Raw genomic sequence first — 21321 nt, forward strand, 5'->3', positions numbered from 1 at the left:
TTTACGGCAAAACAATAATCTGTCTCCGGATTGTAGACCCGATGAGCGGGATCTGCTTCACTCAGGATTTGCCTGCGGATTGTACTCACGGATAACCTGTCGAACGTCGATATCTTACTGCCACGGATTCTGTTGCTCCCTCAACCTGTTTGGGTTGCAGATTCATGTCCACGTTCAATGCAGCCCAGAAATTGTCGTAAAGGTCCGGGTTATAAGTATAGGTCCTTTTTCTCTGATCAAACTCGAGATTCTCCACCATGGGCTGCGATGAGCATTTGATCTGATAACGCTTGATTCCTTTTTCGGGGACGCCCCACGTCAAGGTATACATTGAACCTGTCCGTGAGATGTTCCCACACTCTCAGAATTACCCATATCCACACGCCCGGCACCCATGGGTGACACATAGCCGGTGCACACGTTTCTGTTGTAATAGTCATGGATAAAACGCGATGAATACAGAGAGTAAACACGCTCTTTTGCTTTGGGATGTCAACATCCAATTATAATGATGCTTATACAGGCTCAGAAAGAGATCATTTCCCGTCATACTCATATCCATGGGCCATCAGGCCGGATAAAGGGTATGACCCAAGGCCCTCCATAATAGCTGGCTGATCTAACGTGTATACATAGGGTTGACGCTCCAGAGAAACCAACTAAACTAAATACGTAGTACGACAAACCGAGCATGTAATCGCGATAGTCTTCGTAGTACATTGGAGCCCCAAAGCCAAAAAAGTCATAATAACAAAGGGAGTCAGCAAAAATCCCGCATGTCATAAACAAGGTATTGGTCCGTTTTCCACCGAAAGTTTCGTTCCCGTGACCGTGCATATACACATAGCCCCGGTCCAACTGCCATCCGTCCCGGCTCACATCCTCAGGGTCGTCCCCCTTTCAAACTGAGCAGCGTCCTTACCATACGTCCGGCCTTCTCCACCCACACCGGATCTTCGGTGTACAGGCCAAAAGCACCTGCCCGACGGAATGCCCTTGAAAAAACTCGTACATACCCCAAGTATGTTGTTCCGTCGTAATAACTTGCCACCCCATGTTTTCCTGAGCCCTGATCATACAGTGTATACTCTCCGTGATCTTTCCAGGCGTTTATGATCGACTCATCACCGGTTAAGAGATACCCGATGGGGACGGAGACATCATGGGAATGCTCTCGGTCGAAGAATTTATAGTTAAAGGACACTTTATCTTGATTCGGCGGGCATGCAGTATTCACATTTGGGAAAAATTTAGGCCCTTCGGTATACACATTAAAGTCATCGGAATGATGGGTTGAACCGAACATTTTGTGGTGGTCCATGTTCTGTGCTGCCAGAAACGCCCCTCCATTGCCGGTCTGCGGGTCGTGAAGATACTGGCATAAATTCACATCATACTGGTTGGAACCTCCGGTCTGTCCCCAGACATAAAACCTGCGCATGGTGTCCATATTCAAAATATCATAGCTCTCCAATCCGATCTCTTTTAAAAAATTGCGTGTTTCCTCGTGTGTTGCCAGTCTGTTGTGGTAATAGATGGCCCGGGTATCTTTGTAATGTTGAAATTCAGCCGGCCCAGTCAAAGGATATTGCACGGCGTAAAACGTTCGTTCGGGTTCCTTACCGACTTGGTAAACTCAAGGACGACCTGCCTTTTGTCATGGGCAAAAAAGGCAAAGTAGATATCATCTTTTGAATTGTAGGTACTGTATATATCAATATGCAAATGCCCCTCATAACGCCATAGTAAACCCTGCGGGCCACATGCCGTAAAGATTACGAATTCCGCAATTAATGCGCTTGGTACGTGAGAAATACGAAGCAAATCCTTCAGTATGATCTGTCTCATTTCCGAGTTCATGAATCACGGATGCACCATTGACAACCTTGAGCCCCACGTCGGGTACCAATCGATTTCTCAGCCGATCGGAATCACCCATGTACTGATCATACTTGTGGCAGCTATAGGCCTGGTACAGATACGCTGTTCCGTCAACAGGCCCTGAGGATATCGAATCCGGCCCGGTTGAAAAAAGGAAGGTAGGGTTTTCAATGGTAGTTGGGAGTTCGATACGAACGGACTCAAACTCTTTGATGCTAAAGGAGCTTATTTCCGCATTTTTGATGATGAGGTCAAGGCGGATGCGGCCTGTATCTTTGTAAAAATACATGCGCATGGTATACCCGAAAAGCCAGTCACCAAGAGATGACTTCAGATGCCCATCGCATCGGATGACAGCCTTTACCGGGCCGTTTTCTTCAATCACTGCCGTGGAGTCATCGTCATTGGCCGACGAGTACCGGGTTGATCCACCGACGGCTGCAATACACCCAGTTGGGGTAACAAAAGGCTCACCTTTTATTAAAACGGAATCAAACACGTTGTAGTTCTTTTTCGTGATCACGAACCGGGCAGCACCGGTGTCCACCGATATTTTTTCCCCCAGATCCGTGGCCAACTGAGGCCCCGAGCTGTTGCCGGCCCCGTTGGTCAGCCAGACAATGCTCTCTTCCCCTGCCGAAACCGATGCCAGGGTATCCACAAGGACCCACTGAACATGGCCGCCGGGATACCTGTGCAGCACCCTGAACTGATATGCCTCTCCCCCCACAAGACCCAATTCGTCGATGGATTGAACCCCGGCCGCCTCACTCAACGGTATCCCGAAGGATGCGACTTCATGGTTCCTGTGCAGCCCCTTTACGCCATCGGGAAGAAGTTCGTGTATCCTGATCTCCACAGGATGACCTATGGCAGGGTATCCATGTACCGTGACCCCACAGCAGAAGCAGAACGTTAACAAAAACAGCCATAGCGAACTCTTCCGCAGGCCACTACCCACGCCACGAATCGTCATGTACATCTGTCCCCCTTATAGCTCTCAACTCCCGGTCATGCAGCACAATGGAAATCGCGAACCGTCTCAACAACACAACCAATATACCTGTCGTCGATAAAGCGCATTCTTTGTCTCGGTTTGTTTATGCAGTCACCAGGCCATTCAAAAATAAGGGGGGGAAACGAATGACTTCCCATGTTAGGGGGGGCAAGGCAATAATGGGGTGTATTCATCTGACAATCGGGTGGCATCACAGCAAAAAACTTTACAGAAAAAAAGTAATCTGTCTGGTCATCATAGACTTGATAGGCGGGCTGGCCGGCGGTCAGGCCATACCGGGTATTGTAAGCGTTGATTGCCTGCGCAACGTCTATGGATACCGTCTCCACATCCCCTTCAGACTGCTTGGGAGTGGGCTCATTGGCGATGTTCAACGCCGCCCAGAAATTTTCATATGCCGAAGGAGCGTATTCATACGCCCTTGTCACCTGATCGAAATTGAGGTTCTCGACCATTGGTGCCGCAGAGAACTTTATCTGATAACGGATAATCTCGTCCATGGGCGCTTGCCAGGTCAATGTGTACACAGAACCGGAACACAAACCCCGGTCGTCAGAGATTTTTCCCAAGTCAACACGTCCGGCCCCTAAAGGAGCTACATAGCCCGTTAAAATATCGCGATTTTCATGGTTGTGTATGAATTTTGACGAATAGGGAGAATAAACCCGTTCTTTACTCTGGATAATCAGCATCTGACGATAATGGGATGTGTATTGATCCAAAAAAGAGCCATCCCCCGTCATTTCATACCCGGCAGCCATCAAAAAGGAAAACGGATACTCTCCGGTAAGGTCCGTCGCATTGGCTTCATCAAGTTTAAAGCCATAAGGCTGGTGCTCCAGGGGAATGATCTCACGCAATGAATGGTAGGCAAGCCCGAGAATATAGTCTTGATAATCTTCATACATCAAGGGGTCATCAAAGTTCCCGGGGACATAATACCAAAAGGCGTTGGGGAATATATCGTAGGCCATAAACACTTTATTGGAGCGCACGCCGTCGGGCCTGCTCTCCATCTCTGCTCATATAGAAAAAGCCACGATCCGAATCCCAGCCGTCTTGATCGTCATCTGCGGGAGTTGCCCGCATCCCCATAAAATTTCCTACCATTCGACCGATTTTTTCCCGCCAGACACTCGTGCTTGCATACTGCCCATAGGCTCCGGCACGCCTTAACGCCCTTGAAAAAATGCGAGGGAACCCCACGTGGATTGTCCCGTCGTAGTAACTGTTGATGGGGCCTTTTCCGGACCCCTGATCGTAGAGGGTATACTCTCCGTAATCACGCCATGCGTCCATCAACGATTCGTCCCCGGTGAGAAAGTATCCCACGGGTACGGACACATCGTGGGAGTGCTCCCGGTCGAAAAATTTGCTGTTGTATGTCAGGTTTTGGTCGGGTGGGGAGGTGGTGTTCACGTTTTTAAAAAGAGTCGGTCCTTGAACATAGACATCAAAATCATCCGAATGCTTGACCGATCCGAACATCTTGTGGTGGTCGTCGTTCTGCGCGGCCAGAAAGGCCCCGCCGTTTCCTGTTTGAAGGTAGTGGAGGTACTTGCACAGCTGCAGGTCATACTGATTGGATCCTCCGCCCTGCCCCCACACATAATACCTGCGCAAGGTATCCACATTGGAGATCTCATAACTCTCCAATCCGATATCGGCAAGAAAGTCCCGTGTCTCTCCATGGGTTGCCAGCCTATCTTCCCCATAAACGGCTTTTGCCTCCGCGTAATGCTCAAAATCAGCCAGCCCGGCCAGGGGGTATTGCAGGGTATAAAACGTCTGTTTGGGATCCTTTGCCTCCGGTGTGAACTCCAGAACCACCTGCCGTTTGTCGTGGGCAAAAAAGGCGAATCGGATGTCATCTTTGGTGTTTCGGGGACTGAACACATCAATATAAAGATGCCCGTCTTCGGTCATGGTAAACCCCGTGGGCCACATGCCGTAAAGGTTCCGGATGCCGCAGTTGATCTGCATGCCCTGTGTGGACATGGCGGCAAACCCTTCGCTGTAACTCTTCTCATCGCCTAAGGCGTGGATCACCGAGGCCCCGTTGACAACCTCAAGCCCTACATCCGGGACCAGGCGTGCCTTGAGCAAATCCGCACCACCCAGGTACTGCACATATTTGTAGCTGCTGTAGCCCTGGTACAGGTGAGCGCTGCCGTCGATGAACCCTGCGGCCTGTACTCCCGGACCGGTTGAAAACAGATAGGAAGGGGCGACCATGGTGGTGGGAAGCTCAATACGGACCGATTCAAAGGTTTTCACGGAGTAGGAACTGATCTCTGCATTTTTGAGGATCAGGTCCAGACGGGTACGTCCTGAGCCCTTGTAAAAGTACATGCGCATGGTGTAGCCAAAAAGCCACGGACCACTTGCGGGTTTAAGGTGACCTTCGCATCGGATCACGGCCTTGATGGGGCCATTTTCTTCGATGACCGCCGTGGACTGCTCGTCGTTTGCCGAAGAGTACTGGGTTGTTCCGCTGACAGCCGTGATGCCGCCTGTGTTCGAAAGAAAAGAGGTGCCCCCGGCCACCACCGAATCAAAAACGTTGTAACGGGCTTTTCTGATGACAAACCGGGCGGCACCGGTGTCTACCGTGATGGTGTTGCCGTTATCCGCAGCCAGGTCTATGGGCAGACTGTTTCCCGAGCTGTTGCCAGAGCCATTGGTGAGCCAGATAACCGTGCTCTGCCCCGCCGGAACCGAGGCCAGTGTGTCGATGAGCACCCAGTGAATGTTGCCGCTCGGGTACCTGTGCAGCACCCGGAACTGATAATCCCATAGTCCGGAAAGTCCCAACTGATTGATGGTTTGAATCCCGTCACAGTCCCTTAAGGGTACCCCGAAGGTGGCCGCTTCATGGGTCCTGTCCAGCCCAGATACGCCCTCCGGGAGCAACTCGCGAACCTCGATCCTCACGGCAGGATCCACCGCACACTCGCCATGGGTCGACATAACGCCGCCAACGCAAAACATCACGACAACAGCGCACCATACGCGCCTCTTCAGGACACCCTGCAAGGATTCTTTCATCATGTTCACCTATCATGGTCAAACGAAGTGGAAAGAACAGACCGACTACCGTTCCAACGTTTCCCGCCACGCGAAAAACGTCGACCGTGATGCTATGGATTCCCCATAGAACATGAACTTTGCAGGGCATTCGCAAAGGGGCCAGGACCAGCCGTAAAAGGCGTTACATAATATGTAAGGGTTTGATTATTTGTTATATTAGCGTATAGACACCCTCTTTAAAACAGAAACAACGTTTTGTGCCACCATGGCCCAGGACCGGGACTGCCCATAGGCACCGATGGCACTTCGGTCCCAACGGGTGTCCAAAGCCCGGCGGATTCCCGCCACAAAGGAGGACACATCCTGCGCCACCAGAACCCCTAAATCATCGGACCGGACAATCTCGGGAATACCGTTGACCCGGGTGGCCACCACCGGGGTCCCGCAGGCCAGGGACTCGGAGATGACGTTGGGCCAGCCTTCCCGCTCGCTCCCCAAAAAAAAGAGATCGGCGGCGTTGTAATAGTCCACAAGGGTTCCGTGGGGAACCTGCCCGCAGAGAACGGCCCGATTTCCCAGTCCCAGATTCTCTATCTGGCGGTGCAAGGAGCCTCGTTCCACCCCGTCGCCCACAATGTACAAACAGGTATGGCCCGTCTCTTCGGCCACGATCCGACCAAAGGCCTCCACCAGGAGGTGGTGTCCCTTGAGCCGGATCAGGGATCCACAGGAGAGGATTATCCTGGCATCAGGGGAGATCCCCCGGCGCTGCCGCACTCTGCCGGTCCGCGGGGTAAAAGGCGGTGCCGTCGATGCCGTTGGGGATGACACTCACTTTGTGTGGGGGGACGCCCAGCGTCACCATCATGGCCTTGAGGGAAGTGCACACCGAAATGACGGCATCGGCCTGTGTCAGGGTGTAGCGAAGCAGGGGCCGGATCATGGCAAGATTTGAAAACTGATGGATATCGCTGCCCCGTGCCGAAACCGTCACGGGCTTGTTCAGGGCCTTGCCCAGGAGGACGGCTGCAAAGGCATCCGGGTACATGTAGTGGGCATCAATAACGTCAAAGGGAAAGCTCTTCTCCAAGGTCTTGACGGTTTTCAGAGCCCCAAGGAAAAGGCACACCCCGTAGGTCGTCATCCCCACCTTGGGGGTCACAAGGTACCTGGGGTGATAAACCGTCAGGCCGTCCACTATCTCGCGGGCGGCCACCTGAGAGAAGCGATACCACGCCTTGAATCGCTTGATCGGCGGAAAATAGGGGACAGGGGCCACCACACGGACCTCATGACCATCCATCTCCGAGACCGCCTTCATCCTGTTTTTGATGAACACCCCGTGGGCAGGGGCCGTGTTGTTGGGAAACAGGGTCGAGAAAACCAGAATCTTCATCAGTCGGCCATCCCCAGATAAAGGCGGTTGTACCTGTCCACCATGGCGCGCACCGAAAAGGTCTCCCGGACCCAGGCCCGGGCTCCGGCGGAGAGCCGATCGGCAAGTGACGGGGTATTCAAGGCTACCTCAATCTGGTAGAGCAGCCACCATCCAGGTTCTCCGACTCAAAGACCAGCCCCGTGCCCATACGGGAGAATACTCGTGTTGCCCCCTGCACCGGAGGCGATGAGGCAATGCAAAGGCCGAGGCTTCCAGCAGGGCCACGGAAATCCCCTCAGAATAGGAGGGCAGCACAAACATGTCAAGAAGGGGCAAGCCGATGGCATCGAAACAACGCTCACCGGTAAAGATCACGTGCCCATTGAGCCCCGGCCTTTGGGCATAGGATTCAAGGGTCTCTCGCTCGGGACCGTCCCACCATCATCACCACAAGGTCATCTCGACCTTGACAGACAAGCCGCTCCGTGGCTTGGAGCAGCAGCAGATGATTCTTTACGGGACAAGCGAGTAGACTACCCTTGTGACGGCCTTCGGCAGCCCCCAGGCGTCCCGCGACTGGGCTGGCACCATCTCGTTCGACGAAATCCCGTTCCAACGGGCCTCAGTTTTTCCCCCAGCACCGGATAGACCGCCTTCATCTCGCGCTCAAGGGCACCTGAAACCACGATGACACGACGGGTAAAAACCATCAGGAAACGCCAGAGACTAGGATGGGCCAATCCTAGTTGTCCCTGCTGCTGTAGCCATGGATGGTGGTCAGACATCGGAACCTCAGCCCCTGGGTCAGAATCACCGCAAGCACAGCATAAAACCACGGGGTCTCCCCGTGGGCGTGAAGGGTGAATAACCTGTAGCGAACCGCCAGCCTTGCCACCTTGAAGGCAGGGACAGGTCAATGCCCGGTTTCCTCTTGACCAGATGAATATCATGGCCTGCGTCTTCAAGGGCCTCTGCAAGGCGCCCTTTCTCATCCAGACAGCACACCCCATGACATCCTGGGCTCCTCCCATCAGAGGCAACAATGCGCTCGGCCCCGCCTATCCCCAAAGAGAGCACCACGTGCAGCACCCTGCCTTCAGCCTTCGTTCGCTAATTCAACGCAATGCTTCACCGCGTCGCTCGGAGATGACTGGAAAATCTCTGTCAAAAACCCCTGCCAGCTGCGTCGTCAAGGCCCCGGCTTCAAATGTCAGGTAATCCTTCTTCACTGCGCGCATTCCTGGACTGTGCCTGCCAAGCACATCCAGAATGGCCCCTTCCATTTCCTCTGGGTCGTCGGCATTCGCTACCACCCCGAGACTGTGGGCTTCAATCAGCTCCTGGGTGGCCCCTTTCCCGCACACCGCAAGAATAGGCTTTTGGGAACTAATATATTTTAAAAGCTTGGCGGGTATCTGCAGATGGGTGTCCGGCTGGATGATGCTGCACGTCTGATTGAAACAGCATCCTTAACGCTTCCTGCTTGGGGACCAGCCCCACACAGGTAACGGCAGAACGCAATGGATGAGGGCCGATAAGATTGTTGATCATGGGCTTCGTCCACATCGCCGATGAAACTCAACTTCTACATCTTGGGTACTCAGCTTCCCGGCGTCCATCAGTCGGGCCAGTGCCAAGAAAGCTGTCGGGGATGCGTTTTCCGTAAAGGGTCCCCACATGGGTCACCACCAGGGGGGCCGTGCCGGAAGCCCTGGTCTCCAGCCCGACGTACTCGGTCTCGTTGTATCCGTTGGTAATCGTATGGCACTTGTTTTGAGAGCCCGCCGGTGTCGGCCACAGGTGCGCCAGCGGCTCCGTGTTGGCAATGACCGCATCGGCACGGCGAAGGCACCATCTCTCCAGAAAACGGTTCACCCGCCTGCGAAACCCCACGTTCAGCTCGTCATAAGGGTTGCCCATCCACGGGTCCCTGAAATCGATGACCTCAGACGGACTAAAATGAGCCTTTAAAGCCAGCCCGATGAGAAACGAGGTCCAGGGCCCCCCCTACTATAGATCAGCTTGGGTTTTTCATGGCGGCATAGACCGAACCCCTCAGCCAGGCAAAGGGAAGCCACCCCACCTGCTTGTCCGGAATGCGGTATGCCAGGGTGACGGCGTCCTTAACCTCCTGCCAGAGCCCCTTTCCGGCCGGGCGGGCCCTGCTGCTTCTCCCGTCCGTCCTGCCTGGGCGACGCGGCGCCTGAACTTTCCCCTGAGACTGAGCATGGCGTCAATCCCCTGGAAGCACTTTGTCCTGTGAACTCGCGCCGACCCGTTTACCCTGGCACAGAGCCCGTCATCAAGGGCCGTTCCCTTTTCGTACTGGCCGGGGAGCACGGAGAGCACCACCGGGTCCCACCCCCGTTCCGGGAGGTGCTCCACGAAATTCAGCACACGAAAAACCCCCGTCCCGGCAAAGGGAGGGAACTGGTAGCTGATGCACAGCACGCGTTTTCTGGTCATGACAACTCCCGAAGAATTCAGTTCGACACGGACACACCATGGAGCACGCCTTTTCAGGCACGCTCAAGGGTGACCATCCGCATCAACCTGGGCTGAAGCAAGACAGAATCCCGAAGCACAGGACTGCCGGACTACTTCGGCCATGGCGCCTTCGTCGTAGAGCGCCCCTGTCTTCAGCCCCTGTGATAAAAAAACGTCCGTCAACGGCGCGGCATCATGGATCATTGCCAGAACACGTCCGTGTATATCCATCCCCTGGGCACCCTGTTGAAGCTGCCCTCCGGCGAGCCTGGACCGGACCTTCCCTGCTGCGCCCCGCAGCCAGCATGCAAGATGGGCCCCGCCATGGGCAAAGGAGACCGGAGTTGCAGGCAGGTTGTCGCCCATGGGTTCCCGGGCCAGGGCAGGATGGGACGCCTGGAGCAGCTGCCGGTACATGTAATTTTTGTATTTGGCGTACCACGGCAGACGAAACATGAGCTCCAGCAGCTCACCGGTCAAAAACAGGGTGCTGCACGGCATGAGCTGAAAGGTCGACGCATAGTACCTGCCATGCCAGCGTCCCATGCGGCTGCTTAAGTACAACAGATCGATCTTGGAAGTGTTGGGAAAGGCGGCGTTCTTCTTTGACAGGTCTCGGAATAGACTCATGCGTTCCGGCCTTATAAAACCCCTCTTTCAGCGGCAGGATTCAGGATCGACCAGTCGTGGCCGGGGGCCAGGAGCCGTTCACCAGCCGCTCCTTGTTGACGATCCTTTTCCCGCCTTTCAACAGAGCCGCCCCTTCCCACCAGCGCCCCCTGAACAGCTCTCCTCCGCTGCCGTTAAAAGCCAAATTCGTACTCGTTACACTGTGGTGTTGATGGACGGCCATGGTGATCACGTAATCCGATACGGAAATCTCCCCGTCGGTAACGTAGTAAGCGCCATGTCGATCAGCGATGGCATAATGGTCCACGATATTCCCCAGACCGTTCACCCACGATGCCAGCCGAGCCTGCGGGCGATGCCATTCGAAACCCTGAGATCGTCGCTCCCCAAAACCCGTTGCAGACCGTGGCAGGTAGGTCTGCCTTGAGCAGGGTGGAGACAACCCCCCGGGAGTCAAACCCGGCCGTCAGATCACACACCGGACGATCGTAAGTTGCGGCCAGCGCCTTTGCGTGTCTGTCCAGGGACATGAGGGCTTTTTCCACGCAGACCTGGGTCGTGAGGTGGGGCTGGTCCGCCCCATAGCCCGATAACGGTTGCCAGTACCGAAGTTTACGGAGCGCTGCCTGGTTTTTCCCGTCAAACACCCAGGCAGAGGCCGGGGGGAAGACATGGATCCCTTTGTAAAAGGTCCTGTCGCCCTGCATGTACCCCATGGAAGAGAACTGGCGCACCCGAAGATCTGGTGAAGGGGGCCCAGCACCGCGGCCAGTGCCAGTGACGAGGTGGAAAGAGAGACTGTCCCGGTGAGCATGATAGACCTTCAGAACCCCTGCGTGGTCGGAAAAAAGGGTGACTCTGCAGTGCTCCTCGTCCACCGCCACACCGAAAAACTGCCCCTGCAGGGACCCACAACTTCTTCAGGACCGCTGTCACCTGGAGAGGGGCTTCCGGAAAGCACACCCCCGCCACCTGGGTCCACGTCCTCCCGTTACCGGATGGTTCCGAAACAGGGCGACGCATGAAAAAAGGATATTTACAGACCTTCCCTGGGTTTCACCTGAACATTCGGGTTGTCCTCTAAGCTGGCCGTAGGCCGACAGGGGCCTCGGGGGCAAACAGGTGTCGCGCAGCGAAGACGGGCTGCCCACCACCCCCACAAATCCATTGACCAGGGCGGGATCTATGGAATTCACATTTTCCGCCGTCATGGCTGGACTCCTTCCGCGCCTTCAGGGCCTTGGGCTGCGTCCGCAACAGCGGACAACACTGGCACAAGCGCCGCAATCAGATAGATGCATTCAAAATAGAGGCGATCGATAAAAATCGACGCCGTAAAAAAACCGGCAAGCCCCGTTTCCAAGGCGTAGGTATGGGCCAGCATGTGATTCCGAAGGCCCTTGTCCATGCCCGTGATCCCGTGAAGGCTGCTGCGAGCCCGTCGAGTCCCTTTGAAAAGAAGCAGGATAAACACCAGATAAATGCCCAGCCCCAGTACCCCCTGCTCGGTCACCACAAGGACATAGGTGTTGTGCGAGGCGCGCCTCCCCACCCTTTTTTCAATCAAATGATCCGGGAGATAAGAGGTGCTCAGCAAAGAGAACCCTCCGCCTCCGCACCCCAGGGGGTAATCCTTGATCATGCGCAGCCCGTACTTCCAGATATCGGTGCGCCCGGCGCTTTGGTCCTCGATGTTCTCTTCCCCGCCGAACAGACGGGTCACCCGCGTCACATACCCTTTGTCCATGACCCCCAGCACCACCACAGCGGCCGCCACAAATCCCAGGACCATTTTTTTGATGTCCACGTCCCTGCGAGCGCCCCAGGCAAAGACCCCGGCTGCCACCAGCAGGCCCATGAACCCGCCCCGGCTCCGTGTCATGGCAAACATATTGAGAATGAAGGGGGTAAACAGAAGTGCGGCCACCTTTTCAAACCTGCTGCCGAAAAAAAGAAACACCACGAGAAAAGGCAGTACCAGCACCACAAGGGCCGCCAGCATGTTGGCATCCGCGGCGTCCGGCAGGCCCAGGCCGTCCAGGCGCATTCCGCTGAAGTAGTGCCTTGCCAGAAGGGAGAGAAAAAAACAGTGGAACAAAATGGCCAGGACAAACCAGCGATACTGGGAAAAGGTTTTGATAATCCTGCACACCAGGTAAAAGAAGAGGACATACCGAAAAAAATCGTAGATCCTCACCAGGGATCGATCGGCATTGTAGGCCAGGGGAATGATGCAGATCATGAGGACGAGGAGAAAAATGAGCGCCTTCAAGGGAGCGTTCATGCCGTCCTTGAGTTGATCCTTATGGATCACGCAGCTTACCAGGACTATGCCTGCGGAGAGAAAACTCCACCGAAGGCTCGGCACGCTGGCGGCCCACCACTGATGGGAAGGGATATTGAAGTAGACAAAGACATAGGTCAACACCGCCCAAAAAGGCCCACGGCACAGACCGGCCACCCACCCGACGGCCACAACAAGAAGATAAAAGATGGGATAGACCATGCAGGTGCATGATTCTCTCTTTTTCGGCAAATGTGCCCTGACAGAACACCATGCCTTCTATGGTCAACATGGATGATAACAGGGCCACAGAGCGATGTTACAACATCACAACGGACGAAACCCGTCAGCGAATGTGATCGGCCTGAGGAACGAAGGCCGAAAGCATTCGCGAACCTGGGGCCAAGGGGCTCAGCCCCTTGCCGCCGGAGGCACGTTTTTTGAACTTATTTTGCCCATAAAGGACGCCATCACCAAAGCCATCGCCGTCCCCAGAGCTCAAAGATGAGAATCGCCCAGATCTCGAAGGCAAAGTCCCGTTGCCCTTTCTGGTGCTGACCCCAAAGCCTTTCAACGGCCTTTTCGTTGAGGTAGTCGCCGCAAAAACTGTTCTTGCTCAGGACGGTATCTTCAAAGACGGACTTCAGATCGTTTTTCACCCAGGAGGACAGGGGAATGGAGAACCCCTTTTTCTCCCGGTACATGCAGTCGTGGGGCAGGTGCCCGGCCAGGGATTTCTTGAAGATGTATTTGCCTTCCCGTTTCAGCTAGGGTTCGAGGGCATGCGCGCACCAGCTCCATGAACTCATGGTCCAGGACCGGGACCCTCACTTCCAGTGAGTTCGCCATGCTTGCGCGGTCCACCTTGGTGAGGATGTCATCCACCAGATAGGTCTTCATGTCCGTGTATTGAATCCGGGACAGGGGGCATGAGGCATCGCTTTTCCTGAAATACCTTTCATAGTGACATACGGGCGAATACCCGTTGAGTTCGTTTTTCATCTCAGGAGTGAACAGGTCAGGCGCCCCCTGGAACCACGCCATGGAGTTGTAATACCCTTGCACGGGCTCCCTGGACAGATTGGTCAACAGGGTTTTGGCCCGTAAAAATCGGGGCAGGCGATCCGCCTTGGGGTAAATATCCGCCAACCCCGAAATAACGGTTTTCCTGAACCATTCGGGAAACACGCCCCGCAGGCGATTTTCAGCAAAATCAAAGAGGTGTCGCCTGTAGCCTGCAAAGTTTTCATCCCCTCCGTCGCCGGAAAGTGAAACGGTCACTTTTTCCCTGGCGATCCGGGACACATAGTAGGTCGGGATGGCCGATGAGTCGGCAAAAGGCTCGTCAAAATGCCACACGAGCTTATCCAGGATTGCCAGGGAGTCGGCATCCACGGTCTTTTCATGGTGGTGTGTGTTGTATTGCTCGGCGACCCTTCGGGCATAGGGAAGCTCGTTGAATGTTTCGTCTGCAAACCCGATGGAGGCTGTTTTGACCGGTGCCTCGCTTAAGCCTGCCATAAGGGCAACAACAGCACCGGAGTCCACCCCGCCACTTAAAAACGCCCCCAAAGGGACGTCGCTGAGCATGCGTAAGTCAATGGCTTCTTCAAGTTTATGAAGAACCCTGCGGCACCACTCATCCTCCGTGAGGTCAAGGGTCCGGGCAAAGGAGATATCCCAATACTCTTCAATGCGCATGACCCCATTTTCGATGCTCAGGGTATGCCCGGGTAAGAGCTTGTGTATGCCCTTAAAAATACTCTCCGGACCCGGGACATACATCAGGTGAAAATAATCGGATACCAGTAGAAACGCACCTTTCTGGGCACATCGGGGTGCTCTAAAATCGCTTTGATCTCTGAGCCAAAGACAAACCGGTTAGCCTCAAAAAAGTAGTATAAGGGCTTGATTCCCACCCTGTCCCGGGCTGCAAAGATCCTGTCCCTGCGCTGGTCCCACAGGACAAAGGCAAACATCCCCCTGAACTTTTGTACGCACGCATCGCCCCACTCTTCATAGGCATGGACAATCACCTCGGTATCCGAGTCTGTGGCAAAATGGTGCCCTTTTCCCGTCAACTCGGCTTTGATAGACGCATAGTTGTATATTTCCCCGTTGTACGTCACCCACACAGACCGGTCTTCATTGGGAATGGGCTGATGCCCGCTGTCCAGGGCAATGATGCTGAGCCGCCTGTGGGCCAGGCCCACATGCCCCTGCCCCGGGACGTGCTTCCACTTTGGGCGAGGTTCAGCCTCGGGGCGGTTCATGAAAAAACCTTCATCATCCGGCCCGCGGTGTTTCAGAACATCGGCCATTTGCTTCAGGATATCGGGCGATACCGGCGCACGATCCGTGTTGATGATCCCTGCTATTCCGCACATTGCACTATGTCTCCAAGCCCATAAAAAAGGACACTACCCAACGTGAACCTGGGCGTCATAAATATCGCGGTACACAGAGGTGGTTTTCGCCCAGGTGTGGACCCGGGACACCCATGCCTTTCCCTGCTGCTGCAGGGTTGCTGCGAGGTGTTCGTCCGAAAGCACCCTGCCCAGTGCGGCCACCAGGCCATCCAGGTCTCCTGCGGGAAACATCACCCCTGTTTCCCCATCGCTGATGAGCTCACGGTGTCCCCCGACATTGCTTGCAATGAGGGCCTTTCCCATGGCCATGGCCTCAAGGGGCTTGAGCGGGGTCACCAGCTCCGTCAAGCGCATGGGGTATCGCGGGTAGACAAGAACATCGACCATGGCATAGACCCCCGCGACCCGCTCGTGGGGCACCCGCCCCGGCATAATAACCCGGTCCTCAATCCCCATCTGCCCGGCCAGGGCGCGCAGCTCAGCCTCCATCTCTCCGCCACCCACGAGGAGGAGCACGCACCCGTCATCGTGCCGGCTAAGTTTACCGAAGGCCTTCACCAGCAGATCCAGCCCTTCGTATCGATAGAACGAGCCGATAAAGCCGATGACTTTTTTCCCCTCCACGCCCCATTTTTTCCCGTATTCCTCATCGGGTGTGCATGGTGCAAAATCATCGGGGTTCACCCCGTTGAACACCGGCGTGATTTTGTCACCGGCAATGCCCCGTTCCTCAAGGTCCTTTTTCAGCCCATTGCACAATATGGCGACATGGCCCGCTTTCTGGCACACCTTTGTTTCGATGTACTTTGTCAGCCTGTATTTGAAGGCGCCCTCTTTGTAAGCCCCGTGATCCACGGCCGCGAATTTCATACACAACAGGCGTCCTCGTCTTTTTTCCGGCGATCAATGCGGGAATACCGTTCAAGGACGGGGAGTGAGCGTGAATCAACCCTATCTCCTCACGCTTAAGAATATCCATGATCCTGCGATAGGTTTTCACCATGTGCTTTGCTTCATACAGCACCGGCCACGTCCTGCCTTCCACCTTGCCCGATCTGTAATAATGAAATCCGTTGATAACGTCCCTGTCCGTGGAATCACCTTTCCAGTTTTCCTCCTGCTTGGGAGTCGTCAACACCACAGGCTCATAGCCCATGTTTCTCTGGGCTTCAAAAATACTCTGGCTTCGAAAGGTATACCCGCTGTGCAGGGGCAGGCTGTGATCGAGAATATGGAGAATTTTCATGTGATGCCTTTACTCGTTGGCCAGAAAGTTTTTAATGAAGGGCGATATCCATCAGTTTGGACACATTCCGGTTCCACGAATAATCGCGCTGGACACAGGCCCTTGCGGCCTGTCCTAACGCGACCCTTCGCTCGGGGTCATCCATAAGGGACAAGATGGTCTCTGAAAACCCTTTGGGGCTGTCGGCCACCAGAACGTGCTTCCCGTGTGTCACCTGGATCCCCTGAATCGCTGCAGGTGTCGTCACCACGGTCTTTCCCATGGCCATGGCTTCCAGGACTTTGTTTTGAACCCCCCTTGCGATGCGAAGGGGAATAACGCAGACATCGGCTTCCTGGTAATAGGGGCGAATGTCTTTGACAAAGCCTGTCACATGGACATCGTCCATGGCTGAAAGCTCTGTGACGGTGGGAGGGGGGTTGCTGCCGACGATATTGAACACGACGTCCGGGTGCCCCCGTCGAACCTCCGGCAGGATATCCTTGCAAAACCACCGGACCCCGTCGACATTGGCATAGTAATCCATGGCCCCGGCAAACATCAGCGTGGGCTTTCCGCTCCGTTGGGAAACATCGCGCTCATGCTCAGAAAAATAGTCGCTGTCCACCCCGTTGGGAACCACGAATATCCGCTCCTCATCCTTTGACAAGGCCTTAAACAAAGACGCCTCGTGATCTGAGACAAAAATGGAGCGATCGAACATTCGGTGTACCCTTTGCTCATAACGCAACAGGCGCAACCCTTCGTTTTTATACAATGCATTCAATGGGAATTTTGTCTTTCCGGCATACTGGACCCACTTGTCCGAATCCACATCACAAAAATCCATGATCAAGCGCATGGAGCCGCCCTTTGTGGCCATAAAATCATCCTCCAGCAGATACTGGGCCATGGGGGAAGAGAAACAGATCACCGCATCGTAGGGCGTCTCCCGGGTCCAGGCGTTGAAAATCCGCTGAAACCTGCGACGGTAAAAATAGCGTTCGGAGATGGTCGCCCCCTTCAAAAAACTGCACACCCCGTTGCATTTGGTTTTGAGAGTGTTCAAGGGAAGCACCACCACCTTCCGGCACAAAACGGAAAGTTCTTTCCGGTGCTTGAGGTCCCGCCGGTCGTCGGCAAGGCAGATCAGGTCCACCTCGTGGTTTAAAGCAAGGTGCCGGATGGTGTTGTAGGACCTTATTTTATCCCCCTTGTTGGGGGGGTAGGGAATTCTGTGGGCAAGGTACAGGACGCGACTCATGGGCTCCACCTGGTCAAAAAAGAATGGGTCATGTTGCCTCCGGCGGCCCTGCCGGGGGCCAAACTTTTGCCTGATTTATTAAAAGCGGGTTTGACAAACAGGTCTTGCGTATAACTCCGGCTCATTTGTTAGCTCTTGATAACTCGACAATTCAAAACGCAACGTTTAAGTCTTCCCTTCTGGTGCTCAGCCCCAAAGGCTGAGCACCAGAAGGGAAGACAACCGAAACGTTTTTTGCGGAGCTTTTTTTCAAAAAAGCGACCCGCCGGAGGCAATAGAATCTCAGACAAGATACTTGGACAGCATGGGCCCGGCCACCCGGGTAGCCTGCAGGGGCATGCGCCGCCACATCTCGATGCGCCTCTGGTACTTGGGGTTGGCCGGGCTCAGGTCTGGCATCTCGCCCACGTCCAGGAGGTGGTACTGGTACGCCAGGGGTTCCGGCTCAAAGCCCCAGTTCTTTTTGAAATGAAACGAACCTGTCCCCTTTTTGCTGCGGCCGAAGTCAAAGCAGTGGCACCCTTTCCAGCTGGCGTCCCGCATGAGCTCCCAGTACATAAAATCATTGGGGGCCAGGTGCCTGAGCCGGAAGTCCGAGCCCGCATAGTAGGGGATCACATTGTTTTTGTAGTAAAAGGTGAGCACCGCAGAGGCCACCCTGCCCTCGGGGGTCCGCACCACCATGATGCGGGCATTTTCCCCGCAGCAGGAGAGAAAATTGGCGAAGAACCGCTTCTGGAACACCGGGGTGCCCAGCCTGTGGTAGTTCTTGGAGAGGATATCGTAAAACTCGTCGAGGAGATGATCCCCGAACTCCGAGGTGAGCCCCATCTTGATGCCCTTGCGCACCATGGCCCGTGATTTTCTGGGGATGGCCTTCAGGTTGTCATCGTCGCTGGAGGAGATCTCTTTTTTAAAATTGTAATAGAGATCCTTGGTGGGCAGGTCCGGCATGCCGTGGCGGTTTCGAAACTCCACGTAGTGACACTTTGTCTTTTTGGCAATCCTGGCCGATTCATCCAGGAGTTTTGCCGTCACCTCCTCCGAGTCGGCAATGGGCCCCCCGGTCTCGGCAAAGGGTGTGGAAACCACAAAGTGCCCGAACAAAAGGCTCTTGATCTCAAACAGGGGCAAAACACCCACGATCCTGGCCTCTTCGTCTTGGGCTATCAGGTACCAGGACCGATGCCCGAAGGTGGTCTCCACCACATGTTTCCACGACACCAGATGAAAAAAGGTGCCGTCGGCGTGACCGTTGACATACCGATCCCACCGCTCTTCATCCTCGGGTTGAAAAACCCTCACCGTTACCATGCGCGTTCTCCCCTTTCCCGTCTGCAAACATCACCCCCTGCCATCACGCGCACCGTTGCACATCAGCGCGTCCTTCACCGGTCACCTCATTCAGATAGCTCCGGCATCCTGTGAACCGGCTCCCTTCCAGCCCTCGGAAACAATGAGTCAGCTTTCGGGCCGTTACCCCCAGATTGACGTAATGCCTGAAGGCATACTGGGCCGATGCCCCCTTCACCCTGGGCTGACCGGGATCCAGCTCCCAGGGGTGGGTGTAAAAGACAAAAGCCCCGTCCCGGTCCATCTGGCGGCGCACCCCCGCCATATAAACCGGCGCCGGGATCATCCTGAAGTACCCCCCGCCTCCCCAGGGGATAACCTGGCCCCCTGCCGTCAGGTTGCTGACAGGCATCTCATAAAACGAGTCGTCAAGTTCAATGGCAATGCCCCTTTGGGGATAACCCGAGACATCCAGCTTGCCGTACCGGCCGTGCCGGTCAAAGGAGTTATAACTGGAGTCGTAGCGGTACCCGCACTCCTGAATAAGGGCCAGCACCTCTTTGTTCACGGCAAAACTCGGGGCCCGGTACCCCTGCACCGTCTCGCCGATGGTGTCCTCCAGAAGCTTTCGGCTCCGCACCAGGTCTTCCCGCAAGGCCTTTTGGGTCTGCATGGCGGGCAGGTGATGATTGAACCCGTGGGAGGCGATCTCATGGCCGCCGGCGTGAATCTCCCGAACCAGGTGGGGATACCGCTCGGCAAGCCAGCCCAGCACAAAAAAAGTGGCCTCCCGCCTTTGTTCCCCCCGTCCAGAAGATCGAGGAGCCGGTGGATGTTTTTCTCCACGCGCAGTTCCCGGTGCGGCCACGAGTCAAAGGTTATCCACGGCTTGAAGTTCTCCACCTGAAACCAGTCTTCAACATCCACGGTGAAGAGGAACGCCCGAGGCCGTAAGGGCCTCCGGCCGGAGGTTAAATGGGTTATGGCAACCGGACAGTCCATGATACGTATCCATTCACCTGTCTAAACATTGATTTACAAAATAGAGAAAAAAAAGCGCTCCCCCAAAGGCCACCAGGCCGGAAAGATCATGCATGGTCCCTTTGGCCGTCTCAGGGCTGACGTACACGGCCAGCAGCCCGGTTGTCGTCAGCCTGACCACATTCACCAGAACGGCAATGGGAACCGAACACCCATTTTTTCCAGGGAGACAGGGAGGAAAGAAAGGCAAAAGCAGCGCCCAGGGCCAAAAGGCTCATGAGGGACCGGAGCCCGGAGCAGGCGTCCACAACCTCCAGGGTGGTGGTGGCCAGCTGAAGGACGTTGCCTTCCCGAAACACGGGCACACCCAGCAGGGACAGTGCCTGAGCCGCTCCGGAAGCGGCCATGAGCTGAAGGGGAAAGGCGATCTTGTTCCAGATGATGGTCGGCAGGGGAATCATGAACACCAGGTAGCACAGGGGCACGGCCAACGCCTTGGCCCACTGCCTCCACGAGGATCACACCGGCCAGGGTAATGAGCATGGAGCATCGCATCACAAAGAGCTCTGCCCCCACGGTCCCCACCCAGAAGAGCAGCAACCCGCCCCCCAACACGGCCAGCCCCAGGTTCCATGGGGTGACGGGAAGGGCCCTGAGCCGCTCTTTGTCCCGCCAGACCAGAAACCCGGAGATCAAGGGCACGAGGTACCCGTGGGAAAAGTTGGGGTTCGTACTCCAGTCCGTGGTGAGTTCGGTGAGGGTCCTTGAGTCCAGAGAAACCAAGGAGGCCACGAGAAGCGCCCCGTAAGCGAAGCCCACCGCCTTGGGATTGGTTTGTGTCAGTCTATGAAGGAAGGTATGCATGAAGAAGTGGCGCCAGGTCATGGGCAAAGGATTTCAGTGTTTGGGTGCTGGCCTCGACATCCCCGTCCCGCACCGGGGAAATGAGCCGGACAAAGGAGCCGTCGGTGCGCCGTTTCAAAATGGAGTCCACCACAAGATAGACTTTCTGCATGTACTCCGAGGAGATGATCCGCCCCCGGGACTGGAACCAGTAAAGCACCACGTTGCGCTTCCCGCTGTTTTCCACCACCAGGCGGATCACCTGAAAAGGGTCGGCCTCATCAGGGCCGGGAACCTCTTCCAGGGAGGACTCGATGATGGCCCAGCCCGATCCGGGCATGCAGTTCTTGGGAGAATGGATGAGGTCCCCCTTTTTCTGGCTGTGGTAGTACCCGATGTAGAGCTGGACCAGATCGCCCCGGGGGGTCCTGTAGTTGCTCAGGATGGAGTCGTCCACGCCCAGGGTCCTGTAGACGGCCTCGTCAAAGCGCCCCTTCTCGCCGGACCACGTCCCGATCTCCATGGGGAAGGACTCAAAGGACTGCTTTAAGGGCACGGCCTCGGTGACATCCAGGGCCTGTCAATAAGGGCCGAGCCAAGCATCAGCAGGGCCGCCAGGCACAGGCGTCCGTGGGGGA

21 protein-coding genes and 4 pseudogenes are annotated in these 21321 nt (G+C 55.4%); all 25 read right to left on the reverse strand.

Features of this window, described 5'->3' with window-relative positions; genetic code table 11:
- Positions 1-883: 883 nt before the first annotated feature.
- The 25 genes and pseudogenes from ACOYW1_RS21415 to ACOYW1_RS21535 all read right to left on the reverse strand — a co-directional run bounded on the left by ACOYW1_RS21415 (position 884) and on the right by ACOYW1_RS21535 (position 21257).
- Complete coding sequence (locus ACOYW1_RS21415) at positions 884-1474, reverse strand: hypothetical protein (RefSeq protein WP_482419661.1); 591 nt, start codon at positions 1472-1474, stop codon at positions 884-886.
- Positions 1475-1732: 258 nt separating this feature from the next.
- Complete coding sequence (locus tag ACOYW1_RS21420) at positions 1733-2863, reverse strand: exo-rhamnogalacturonan lyase family protein (RefSeq protein ID WP_482419662.1); 1131 nt, start codon at positions 2861-2863, stop codon at positions 1733-1735.
- 29 nt (positions 2864-2892) lie between these two features.
- A complete protein-coding gene (locus ACOYW1_RS21425; protein ID WP_482419663.1) occupies positions 2893-3915 on the reverse strand; it encodes a hypothetical protein in 1023 nt (340 codons plus the stop codon).
- A complete protein-coding gene (locus ACOYW1_RS21430) occupies positions 3881-5869 on the reverse strand; it encodes an exo-rhamnogalacturonan lyase family protein (protein ID WP_482419664.1) in 1989 nt (662 codons plus the stop codon). Before ACOYW1_RS21430 ends, ACOYW1_RS21425 begins: the two co-directional genes overlap by 35 nt.
- Before the next feature lie 276 nt (positions 5870-6145).
- Positions 6146-6706, reverse strand: coding sequence for a glycosyltransferase (locus ACOYW1_RS21435; protein ID WP_482419665.1), 561 nt, complete (start codon positions 6704-6706; stop codon positions 6146-6148).
- Positions 6678-7325: a glycosyltransferase gene (locus ACOYW1_RS21440; RefSeq protein WP_482419666.1), complete on the reverse strand. Its 648-nt coding sequence runs from the start codon at positions 7323-7325 to the stop codon at positions 6678-6680. The genes ACOYW1_RS21435 and ACOYW1_RS21440 overlap by 29 nt, the downstream gene beginning before the upstream one ends.
- Positions 7325-7447 carry a hypothetical protein gene (locus ACOYW1_RS21445; RefSeq protein ID WP_482419667.1) on the reverse strand — a complete coding sequence of 41 codons (123 nt, stop codon included), beginning with the start codon at positions 7445-7447 and terminating at the stop codon, positions 7325-7327. Before ACOYW1_RS21445 ends, ACOYW1_RS21440 begins: the two co-directional genes overlap by 1 nt.
- Positions 7448-7454: 7 nt before the next feature.
- Positions 7455-7730, reverse strand: a pseudogene (locus tag ACOYW1_RS21450) (glycosyltransferase); the annotation flags it as partial.
- 1155 nt (positions 7731-8885) lie between these two features.
- On the reverse strand, positions 8886-9227 hold the full coding sequence (locus ACOYW1_RS21455) for a hypothetical protein (protein ID WP_482419668.1): 342 nt from the start codon (positions 9225-9227) through the stop codon (positions 8886-8888).
- A gap of 135 nt (positions 9228-9362) precedes the next feature.
- The gene (locus tag ACOYW1_RS21460) at positions 9363-9773 is read right to left on the reverse strand and encodes a hypothetical protein (RefSeq protein WP_482419669.1); all 411 of its coding nucleotides are present in this window, start codon (positions 9771-9773) and stop codon (positions 9363-9365) included.
- A 63-nt stretch (positions 9774-9836) separates the two neighbouring features.
- Positions 9837-10424 carry a hypothetical protein gene (locus ACOYW1_RS21465; protein ID WP_482419670.1) on the reverse strand — a complete coding sequence of 196 codons (588 nt, stop codon included), beginning with the start codon at positions 10422-10424 and terminating at the stop codon, positions 9837-9839.
- A gap of 40 nt (positions 10425-10464) precedes the next feature.
- Entirely contained in the window at positions 10465-10731 is a 267-nt protein-coding gene (locus ACOYW1_RS21470) for a hypothetical protein (RefSeq protein ID WP_482419671.1), read from the reverse strand.
- Complete coding sequence (locus ACOYW1_RS21475; RefSeq protein ID WP_482419672.1) at positions 10709-11308, reverse strand: hypothetical protein; 600 nt, start codon at positions 11306-11308, stop codon at positions 10709-10711. The genes ACOYW1_RS21470 and ACOYW1_RS21475 overlap by 23 nt, the downstream gene beginning before the upstream one ends.
- A gap of 323 nt (positions 11309-11631) precedes the next feature.
- Positions 11632-12930, reverse strand: coding sequence for an O-antigen ligase family protein (locus tag ACOYW1_RS21480; RefSeq protein ID WP_482419673.1), 1299 nt, complete (start codon positions 12928-12930; stop codon positions 11632-11634).
- A gap of 248 nt (positions 12931-13178) precedes the next feature.
- Positions 13179-13412, reverse strand: a complete 234-nt coding sequence (locus ACOYW1_RS21485; protein ID WP_482419674.1) for an asparagine synthase-related protein — start codon at positions 13410-13412, stop codon at positions 13179-13181.
- The gene (locus ACOYW1_RS21490) at positions 13339-14409 is read right to left on the reverse strand and encodes an asparagine synthase-related protein (protein ID WP_482419675.1); all 1071 of its coding nucleotides are present in this window, start codon (positions 14407-14409) and stop codon (positions 13339-13341) included. The genes ACOYW1_RS21485 and ACOYW1_RS21490 overlap by 74 nt, the downstream gene beginning before the upstream one ends.
- A gap of 83 nt (positions 14410-14492) precedes the next feature.
- Positions 14493-15095, reverse strand: coding sequence for an asparagine synthetase B family protein (locus tag ACOYW1_RS21495; protein ID WP_482419676.1), 603 nt, complete (start codon positions 15093-15095; stop codon positions 14493-14495).
- Between the two features lie 33 nt (positions 15096-15128).
- Entirely contained in the window at positions 15129-15947 is an 819-nt protein-coding gene (locus ACOYW1_RS21500; protein WP_482419677.1) for a glycosyltransferase, read from the reverse strand.
- Positions 15948-15969: 22 nt separating this feature from the next.
- A pseudogene (locus ACOYW1_RS21505) lies at positions 15970-16323 on the reverse strand (hypothetical protein); the annotation flags it as partial.
- A 31-nt stretch (positions 16324-16354) separates the two neighbouring features.
- Positions 16355-17566, reverse strand: coding sequence for a TIGR03087 family PEP-CTERM/XrtA system glycosyltransferase (locus ACOYW1_RS21510; protein ID WP_482419678.1), 1212 nt, complete (start codon positions 17564-17566; stop codon positions 16355-16357).
- 282 nt (positions 17567-17848) lie between these two features.
- Positions 17849-18880 (reverse strand): FemAB family XrtA/PEP-CTERM system-associated protein, encoded by a 1032-nt coding sequence (locus ACOYW1_RS21515; RefSeq protein WP_482419679.1) that lies wholly within the window; start codon positions 18878-18880, stop codon positions 17849-17851.
- 43 nt (positions 18881-18923) lie between these two features.
- Positions 18924-19634 (reverse strand): DUF3473 domain-containing protein, encoded by a 711-nt coding sequence (locus tag ACOYW1_RS21520; RefSeq protein WP_482419680.1) that lies wholly within the window; start codon positions 19632-19634, stop codon positions 18924-18926.
- Between the two features lie 240 nt (positions 19635-19874).
- Positions 19875-20301: pseudogene (locus ACOYW1_RS21525) on the reverse strand (exosortase/archaeosortase family protein).
- A gap of 109 nt (positions 20302-20410) precedes the next feature.
- A pseudogene (locus tag ACOYW1_RS21530) lies at positions 20411-20725 on the reverse strand (archaeosortase/exosortase family protein); the annotation flags it as partial.
- Positions 20685-21257 carry an exosortase C-terminal domain/associated protein EpsI gene (locus ACOYW1_RS21535; protein ID WP_482423788.1) on the reverse strand — a complete coding sequence of 191 codons (573 nt, stop codon included), beginning with the start codon at positions 21255-21257 and terminating at the stop codon, positions 20685-20687. The pseudogene ACOYW1_RS21530 and the gene ACOYW1_RS21535, both read right to left, overlap by 41 nt.
- Positions 21258-21321 lie beyond the last annotated feature (64 nt).

It is taken from the genome of Desulfoluna sp. CYM3A, from assembly GCF_056829965.1.

Coding starts and splice junctions, on each gene's coding strand:
- ACOYW1_RS21420 (WP_482419662.1), bottom strand. CDS start 2,863: ATGTACATGACGATTCGTGGCGTGGGTAGTGGCCTGCGGAAGAGTTCG.
- ACOYW1_RS21425 (WP_482419663.1), bottom strand. CDS start 3,915: ATGGAGAGCAGGCCCGACGGCGTGCGCTCCAATAAAGTGTTTATGGCC.
- ACOYW1_RS21430 (WP_482419664.1), bottom strand. CDS start 5,869: ATGTCGACCCATGGCGAGTGTGCGGTGGATCCTGCCGTGAGGATCGAG.
- ACOYW1_RS21440 (WP_482419666.1), bottom strand. CDS start 7,325: ATGAAGATTCTGGTTTTCTCGACCCTGTTTCCCAACAACACGGCCCCT.
- ACOYW1_RS21455 (WP_482419668.1), bottom strand. CDS start 9,227: ATGGGCAACCCTTATGACGAGCTGAACGTGGGGTTTCGCAGGCGGGTG.
- ACOYW1_RS21460 (WP_482419669.1), bottom strand. CDS start 9,773: ATGACCAGAAAACGCGTGCTGTGCATCAGCTACCAGTTCCCTCCCTTT.
- ACOYW1_RS21465 (WP_482419670.1), bottom strand. CDS start 10,424: ATGAGTCTATTCCGAGACCTGTCAAAGAAGAACGCCGCCTTTCCCAAC.
- ACOYW1_RS21480 (WP_482419673.1), bottom strand. CDS start 12,930: ATGGTCTATCCCATCTTTTATCTTCTTGTTGTGGCCGTCGGGTGGGTG.
- ACOYW1_RS21485 (WP_482419674.1), bottom strand. CDS start 13,412: ATGTACCGGGAGAAAAAGGGGTTCTCCATTCCCCTGTCCTCCTGGGTG.
- ACOYW1_RS21490 (WP_482419675.1), bottom strand. CDS start 14,409: ATGCGCATTGAAGAGTATTGGGATATCTCCTTTGCCCGGACCCTTGAC.
- ACOYW1_RS21495 (WP_482419676.1), bottom strand. CDS start 15,095: ATGTGCGGAATAGCAGGGATCATCAACACGGATCGTGCGCCGGTATCG.
- ACOYW1_RS21500 (WP_482419677.1), bottom strand. CDS start 15,947: ATGAAATTCGCGGCCGTGGATCACGGGGCTTACAAAGAGGGCGCCTTC.
- ACOYW1_RS21510 (WP_482419678.1), bottom strand. CDS start 17,566: ATGAGTCGCGTCCTGTACCTTGCCCACAGAATTCCCTACCCCCCCAAC.
- ACOYW1_RS21515 (WP_482419679.1), bottom strand. CDS start 18,880: ATGGTAACGGTGAGGGTTTTTCAACCCGAGGATGAAGAGCGGTGGGAT.